At 65.3% G+C, this 6,097-nt stretch carries 6 protein-coding genes and 1 pseudogene; 4 read left to right on the top strand and 3 right to left on the bottom strand.

Annotation, left to right across the window (positions count from 1 at the left end; all coding sequences use genetic code 11):
* The 3 genes and pseudogenes from fadH to QZV94_RS22270 form a co-directional block, all read right to left on the bottom strand.
* Positions 1–385: pseudogene (fadH, locus tag QZV94_RS22280) on the bottom strand (NADPH-dependent 2,4-dienoyl-CoA reductase); the annotation flags it as partial.
* Positions 386–549: 164 nt separating this feature from the next.
* Complete coding sequence (locus QZV94_RS22275; RefSeq protein WP_293682136.1) at positions 550–1,401, bottom strand: MaoC/PaaZ C-terminal domain-containing protein; 852 nt, start codon at positions 1,399–1,401, stop codon at positions 550–552.
* A gap of 29 nt (positions 1,402–1,430) precedes the next feature.
* Entirely contained in the window at positions 1,431–2,006 is a 576-nt protein-coding gene (locus QZV94_RS22270) for a carboxymuconolactone decarboxylase family protein (RefSeq protein ID WP_293682133.1), read from the bottom strand.
* Between the two features lie 200 nt (positions 2,007–2,206).
* On the opposite strand from QZV94_RS22270, the gene QZV94_RS22265 reads away from it, so the two are divergent.
* From QZV94_RS22265 to QZV94_RS22250, 4 genes are all read left to right on the top strand, one after another.
* Positions 2,207–3,247: a zinc-binding dehydrogenase gene (locus QZV94_RS22265; protein WP_293682130.1), complete on the top strand. Its 1,041-nt coding sequence runs from the start codon at positions 2,207–2,209 to the stop codon at positions 3,245–3,247.
* 56 nt (positions 3,248–3,303) lie between these two features.
* Positions 3,304–4,470: a transporter gene (locus tag QZV94_RS22260; RefSeq protein WP_293682127.1), complete on the top strand. Its 1,167-nt coding sequence runs from the start codon at positions 3,304–3,306 to the stop codon at positions 4,468–4,470.
* 5 nt (positions 4,471–4,475) lie between these two features.
* On the top strand, positions 4,476–4,907 hold the full coding sequence (locus QZV94_RS22255; protein WP_293682124.1) for an OB-fold domain-containing protein: 432 nt from the start codon (positions 4,476–4,478) through the stop codon (positions 4,905–4,907).
* A gap of 46 nt (positions 4,908–4,953) precedes the next feature.
* Positions 4,954–6,097, top strand: a 1,144-nt coding sequence (locus tag QZV94_RS22250) for an acyl-CoA dehydrogenase family protein (protein ID WP_293682121.1), incomplete at its 3' end; no start/stop codon positions are given.

Raw genomic sequence — 6,097 nt, 5'->3', positions numbered from 1 at the left:
TGCGCTGATTGGTCCGCGGCGCCAGGAACTGGTTCAGCAAGTAGCCTTCCGAACCCATGATCTCCACCCCGTCGTAGCCAGCCTCCTTGGCGAGCATCGCGGCGTTCGCGAAGTCCTCGATCGTGGCGAGAATCTCCTCCTCGGTCAGTTCGCGCGGCGTCAGCGGGTTTATTCTGGAGGCGATCGGCGACGGGGCGACGAGGCCCTCGTGACGCGCATAGCGCCCCGCGTGGAGGAGCTGCAGCACGATGAGTCCGCCCGACTGGTGCACAGCGGACGTGATTCGGCCGTGTCCCGCCACGGCGGCCTCGCGCATCACCGCGCCGTTCCGGCCTAGCCGGCCCGCCTCATTGGGCGATACGCCACCCGTTACGATCAGACCCACGCCGCCCTGCGCCCGACGAGCAAAGAACCGCGCATGCCGATTCTATCCATCCGGCGCCTCCTCAAGGCCGGTGTGCATGGAGCCCATCAGCGTGCGGTTCGGGAGCGTTACGAACCCCAGGTCCAGCGATGACAGCAGGTGGGGATAGGGCGACATGTCGATGCCTATGCTGGGACCGCGAATGTCGCCCTGGCTTGAGACAGAACGATACGGCCATCCGCAGTTTCGCCCTGTACGATGGCCTCGCCATCGCTGGTGCGCCAGATCTTGGTGACGATAGTGTCCCCGTACAGCACCCGGTCAGCGAATCGCCCCTGGAAAGAGTGGAAGGCGCCCGGATCGTCGGCGCATAGCTCTCTCAGGATGGCGCGACCCACAATGCCGTAGGTGCACAGCCCGTGCATGAAGGGCGCGTCGAACCCGCCCATCCTAGCGAACGCCGGGTCGATATGGATGGGGTTGCGATCGCCCGACAGCCGGTAGATCGCGCCTTGTTCGGGACGGGTCTGGAAGCTGGCCACAATATCCGGGGCCCGATCGGGCGCGGCGCTATCTCCGCCCGAGGGACCGCGCTCGCCGCCGAAACCGCCCGCGCCGCGGACGAACAGCGTGGCGTGGGTCCGGAAAAGGTCGCCGTCGGCGTCTCGGCCGACGCTCTCGACGCCCAGAACGGCAGCTTTTCCCTTGTCCCAGACCTCGGTGATGCGACCGCTCACCTCGACGCTGGCTTCGGAGGGGAGGGCCCGGAATAGCTCGATGGACTGTTCGCCGTGCAGCAGCATTTCCAGGCGCATGTCGACGGTGCGCATCAGCCCCCCCAATGCGCCGCCGCCCGGGATGACGGCATAGGTCGGCAGAACCTTCGGGCCGCGGCCTTCATAGATGAAGTCCAGGTCTTCCGCCGGCCGCCCGCCGACGCCCAGGGCGTAGAGCATGGTGTCCTTGGAGGTCCAGGCCTGGGTGGTGGCGGGGAACTCCAACCCGACGAGATCGGATGAGATCGGTATGCGTGTCATGGAAACTCCGGCTCGACGGGGTGGGACACTCAGGTTCGGGGCGCTTTGCCGTCCGGCGGCCAGGCCTCGACGCCGTCTTCCAGCGGAATGCGCAGGCTCTTCAGCAGTTGGGAGAACATGGTCCAGTTGCCGATCGCGACAACTAGCTCAATACGCTCGGCCTCCGTCGCCAGGTGGAGGCAGCAGGCCTCCCAGGCGGCGTTCGAGATCATGCCCTGGTCGAGCGTGTCGTCGGTGGCCTGCAGCACAGCCCTGTCGGCTGCCGACAGGTTCGCGGCCCCCCGCCAGTCACGGGTGGCCGCCAGGTCGGCCTCGGGAATGTCGAGCCCGCGGGCCACCCGCCAGTGCTGGGTCCACTCATAGACTGAGCCGGTCCTCCAGCCGATCCGCATGATGATCAGTTCGCGCAGGCGGGCGTCGAGCTTGTTGCCCCGAAAGAGCAGGGTGGTGAGGGTGGAGGCAAGCTCGCCCGCCACCGCCGGATGCCGCAGGAGTACGCGAAATACGCTGAGCGGCGCCATCTGTTCGGAAATCCCCGCAGACCGGGCCGCGTTCGCCGCCTCTGCCAGGCTCAGAAGGTCGACCCTCGGGACGTCGGCGTTCATTGCGTTCATTCCATTGCGAAGGGCTGAGGCCGTGAGCCTGCGGCAGCTGATCGAAGATCGTTGCCTACACTGCGATATAACAGATATACGTTCTCTGCCACATATATGTGTTATGGGTTGTCGCTGCGCAGTTGGAGGCCAACCCCGTGATTCCCGCCAAGACCTTTGCGATGGTTCAGACGGCGCCGCGCACGCTTGAAATGCGTGACTTGCCCATCCCCGATATCGAAGCCGACAGCGCGATTCTGAGGATCGAGGCCTGCGGGATCTGTGGCAGCGACTACGAGCAATTCGAGGGGGTTCTGAAGACGCCGATGCCGGTGATCCCCGGGCACGAGCCCGTAGGGATCATCGAGGCGATCGGCGACAAGGCGGCGCGCCGCTGGGGCGTCGATGTCGGCGATCGGGTCGCCGTCGAGACAATGCTGTCTTGTCATAGCTGTGACACCTGCCTGGGCGGCCGCTACCACCTGTGCGCCGAACGGCAGATCTATTCCTACATTCCGCTATCGAACATGCCGGGGCTCTGGGGCGCCTATGCCCAGTACATGTACCTCGCCCCCAACACGATCGTTCACAAGATGGATAAGACTTTGCCAGCCGAGCTCGCGGTGATGTTCAACCCGCTGGGGGCCGGCTTCCGCTGGGCGGTGGAGATCCCTCAGACCCAGGTCGGCGACACTATCGTCATCCTGGGACCGGGCCAGCGCGGTCTGGCCAGCGTCATCGCCGCGCGGCAGGCGGGTGCTGGGAAGATCATCGTGACGGGCATGGCCGCCGACGCCCGCAAGCTCGACCTCGCCCGGACCTTCGGGGCGCACCATACGATCGATGTCCAGAATGAGAACGCCATCGAACGCATCAAAGAACTCACCGGCGGGCGTGGCGCCGACGTCGTCGTGGAGGTGACCTCTTACGCCACCGACCCGGTGCGCGAAGCCCTCAGCTATGTGCGTCCCGGCGGTACGATCGTCTTGGCGGGAGTGAAGGGCTTCAAGCCCATACCGGACTTTGTCTCAGACCTGATCGTCTTCAAGGAGATCACCATCAAGGGGGCGATCGGCGTGACCTCGTCGGGATACCGAAAGGCCATCGACCTGATCGAGGCACGGTCGCTGCCACTTGAGCTGATGCACACTCACGACTTCGAGTTGAAGGACGCCGAACTGGCCATCCGGACGCTCGCGCGTCAGGTGCCCGGAGATGAGTCCATCCACTCGTGCCTGATCCCGCCCACCTAGAGCGACAGTCTTCCGATCGTAACGCTTCGCCGATGTTCGAAAGACAGGAAAGAGCCGTGAGTTTCAGCGACAAGGCCGCCATCGTTGGCATCGGCGAGACCGAATACGTCAAAGGCTCGGAACGCACCGCCGTGGACCTGATGCTGGAGGCGGCCCGCAAGGCCATCGCCGACGCGGGGCTCAAGCCCTCGCAGATTGACGGGATGGTGCCGCCTCCGATCTACACGTCGTCCGAGGAGCTTGCCGCCAACCTTGGTGTCGATGTGCTGCGGTACGCCTCCACCGTACATATGGGCGGGGCTAGCCCCACCACAGCGCTGCAGAACGCCGCAACGGCCGTTGCTGCCGGCGTCGCCGACAACGTCCTCGTGGTGCTGGGGTGGAATGGCTACTCCGCGCTTCGTCCAAAGCCGGGCCGGCCGCCGCAGCGGGCCATGAACATGAACACGCTGACCCGCACGATCCAGGGTTTCTACATGCCCTACGGCGTGATGATGCCCGCACAAATGTATTCCTGGATCGCGATGCGCCACAAGCACCTCTACGGGGTGCCCGACGAGGCGATGGGCGAGGTGGCCCTGGCATGCCGTGCGCACGCCCAGCTCAACCCACGGGCCGTGACCTATGGCCAACCTCTGGACATGGACGCCTACCTGGGCGCGCGGTGGATTTCCGAACCCTTCCGTCTGTACGACTGTTGCCTTGAGACGGATGGCGCCTGCGCGGTTGTGGTCACGAGCGCCGAGCGGGCGCGCGACATGCCGCACCGGCCCGTGCTGATCGCCGGCGCAGCGGAAGGCCACCCCTATCCGGCAGATGACATTCCCTCCCGGCCCGACATGCTCAAGATCGGCCTGTCCTACGCCGCGCCCCGAGCCTTCGAGATGGCCGGCGTCACCGCCAGCGACATGGACTTCCTGCAGGTCTACGACTGCTTCACCTATGTCGTGCTGCTGCAGCTGGAAGCGCTGGGGTTCAGCGCGCCCGGCGGCATCTACGACTTTGTGAAAGACGGCCAGATCCAGCTCGGCGGTCGCTATCCCCTGAACACCCATGGCGGTCTGCTTAGCGAAGCCCACGTCTGGGGACTCAATCATGTGCTGGAAGCCGTGCGCCAACTTCGCGGCGACGCCGGTGCGCGACAGGTGCCGGGGGCCAGTATCGGCCTGGTCACCGGATGGGGCGATCTCGGTGACGGCAGTCTGGCGATCTTGAGGAACTGACACCCATGCAACCTCCCACCGTTCCCGCGCCGCTTCCCAGGACCCAGGATCCCATGGACGAGGCCTTCTGGCAGCAATGCCAGGACGGGCGGCTGCGATTCCAGCGTTGTTCGGGCTGCGGCGCTTGGCGGTTCCTCCCGCGCTACATGTGCGCGCGGTGCGGGTCTCCAGATTTCGCCTGGACGCCCGTCCGCGGGACCGGCAGCCTCTATTCGTGGACCGTCACCCATCAGGCGCTTCACCCCGCCTTCGCCGCGGAAATCCCCTATGTCGCTGCGCTGGTGGAGCTCGACGAAGGCGTGCGGATGGCGAGCCGGTTGCTGAACTGCGACCGCCACGCATTGAAACTGGGCATCCCCGTCGAACTGGTCTTCCGAGAGCTTGGAGACGGTTTCCGCCTGCCTTGCTTCCAGCCATCCGAACAGGTCGCGCCATGAGCTGCGCCCCACGGAAGCGCCACGATCCTTTCGAAAGGACAGGCTGATGGATCTCACCTACAGCGCCGAACACCAGGCTTTTCGGCGCGAAGTGCTCGACTTTCTTGAGGCCCACCGCCATGCCGCCCCCAAGGGCGGCGGGGCTGCGCAGCGGCCCTCAGCAGAAGCGGTAGCCTGGCAGAAACTGTTGATCGCCCATGGTTACGCCGCGCGGACCATCCCGAAGGAATATGGAGGGTATGGGGCCGCGCCGGACATCCTGAAGTCCCGCATAATCGGCGAGGAATTCGCCCGGGCCGGCGTCCCACCGGGGCTACAGAGCCAGGGCATTTCGATGCTGGTTCCGACGCTGTTGGAACTGGGGACGGAAGATCAGAAGCGCCAGTGGATCGGGCCGACGATCCACGGCGAGGTTATCTGGTGTCAGGGATACTCCGAGCCGGGCTCGGGGTCCGACCTCGCCAGCCTTCAGACGCGCGCAACGGAGGATGGCGACGACTTCGTCATTAATGGCCAGAAGATCTGGACCAGCACGGCCCGCGAGGCTGACATGATCTTCTGCCTCGTGCGCACCGAGCCGGACAAGGGAAAGCACGACGGAATCAGCTATCTGATCTTTTCGATGAAAACGCCGGGGATCGAGGTTCGCCCCCTGGTGACCATGACCGGGCACGCCGAGTTCAACGAGACCTTCTTCACCGACGTGCGCGTCCCGAAGTCCCAGATCGTGGGAAAGCGCGGGCAGGGCTGGTTCGTCGCCAACGCCACCCTCAAGCACGAACGTGGAATGCTGGGGGACCCGGGCCAGCTCGAAAGCCGCTTCCTTGCCTTGGCGGAGCTGATGCGGACTGAGACGGCCGGCGATGGCCGGATCATGGACAATCCGATCCTGCGAGATCGTCTGCTGCGGCTGCAGGCGGAACTCGCAGCGATGAAATTCAATGGGCTGCGCGTGCTGAGCGCCTCGGCGAACGGCGGCGAAGCGGGGCTCGCGCGGCTGATCGTCAAGCTGCAGTCCTGCGAGCTGGCACACCAGATATCGGCGCTGGCCATCGACGCCCTTGGCGAGCTCGGCGTGCTCTACGACGGCAGCCCGCACCTGCGCTCCCACGGCAGCTGGCAGCAGGCCTACATGTTCCAGCTTGGCCTGATCATCGGCGGGGGCACCGCGCAAATCCAGAAGAACATCA

The sequence above is a fragment of the uncultured Phenylobacterium sp. genome (genome assembly GCF_902826855.1).
In the GTDB taxonomy this organism is placed as follows: domain Bacteria; phylum Pseudomonadota; class Alphaproteobacteria; order Caulobacterales; family Caulobacteraceae; genus Phenylobacterium.
The sequence above is the reverse complement of the archived record's forward strand: the minus strand, read 5'-3'. Positions and strand labels throughout refer to the sequence as shown.